1 protein-coding gene is annotated in these 1,191 nt (G+C 66.9%); it reads left to right on the forward strand.

From position 1 onward, the window contains the following. On the forward strand, positions 1 to 1,188 hold the full coding sequence (gene tuf, locus LH62_RS00185) for an elongation factor Tu (protein ID WP_043358413.1): 1,188 nt from the start codon (positions 1 to 3) through the stop codon (positions 1,186 to 1,188). Positions 1,189 to 1,191: the final 3 nt, after the last annotated feature.

Here is a 1,191-nt window from a genome sequence, read left to right on the forward strand (position 1 = left end):
ATGGCGAAGGCGAAGTTTGAGCGGAACAAGCCGCACTGCAACATTGGGACGATCGGGCACGTCGACCATGGCAAGACGTCGCTGACGGCGGCGATCACCAAGGTTCTGGCGGAGACGGGCGGCGCGACGTTCACGGCCTATGACCAGATCGACAAGGCGCCGGAGGAGCGGGCCCGCGGCATCACGATCTCGACCGCGCATGTCGAGTACGAGACGTCCAACCGGCACTACGCGCATGTGGACTGCCCTGGCCACGCCGACTACGTGAAGAACATGATCACGGGCGCGGCGCAGATGGACGGCGCGATCCTGGTGGTGTCGGCGGCCGACGGCCCGATGCCGCAGACCCGCGAGCACATCCTGCTGGCCCGCCAGGTGGGCGTGCCTGCCCTGGTGGTGTTCCTGAACAAGATGGACCTGGCGGACCCCGACCTGGTCGAGCTGGTGGAGATGGAGGTGCGCGAGCTCCTCAGCAGCTACCAGTTCCCGGGCGACGACATCCCGATCATCAAGGGCTCGGCGGTGGCGGCCCTCGAGGACAAGACGCCCGAGATCGGCAAGAACGCCGTGCTCGAGCTGATGGCGGCGGTGGACAGCTACATCCCGCAGCCGGAGCGTCCGAAGGACATGCCGTTCCTGATGCCGATCGAGGACGTGTTCTCGATCTCGGGTCGCGGCACGGTGGTGACGGGTCGCGTTGAGCGCGGCATCGTCAAGGTCGGCGAGGAAGTCGAGATCGTCGGGCTGAAAAACACGGTGAAGACGACGGTGACGGGCGTCGAGATGTTCCGCAAGCTGCTGGACAGCGGCGAGGCGGGCGACAACATCGGCGCGCTGCTGCGCGGCACCAAGCGCGAGGACGTGGAGCGCGGGCAGGTGCTGGCGAAGCCCGGCTCGATCACGCCGCACACCGGCTTCAAGGCCGAGGCCTACATCCTGACCAAGGAGGAGGGCGGGCGCCACACGCCGTTCTTCACCAACTACCGGCCGCAGTTCTACTTCCGGACCACCGACGTGACCGGGATCGTGAAGCTGCCGGAAGGCGTCGAGATGGTGATGCCGGGCGACAACGTGACGATGGATGTTGAGCTGATCGCGCCCATCGCCATGGACCAGGGGCTCCGCTTCGCCATCCGCGAGGGCGGCCGCACCGTCGGCGCCGGCGTCGTCGCAAGCATCGTGAAGTAAGCC

This window comes from Belnapia sp. F-4-1 (assembly GCF_000802185.1).
GTDB lineage: Bacteria > Pseudomonadota > Alphaproteobacteria > Acetobacterales > Acetobacteraceae > Belnapia.

Excerpts from the sequence above, each read along its gene's own strand:
- tuf (WP_043358413.1), top strand. The coding sequence starts at position 1 with ATGGCGAAGGCGAAGTTTGAGCGGAACAAGCCGCACTGCAACATTGGG.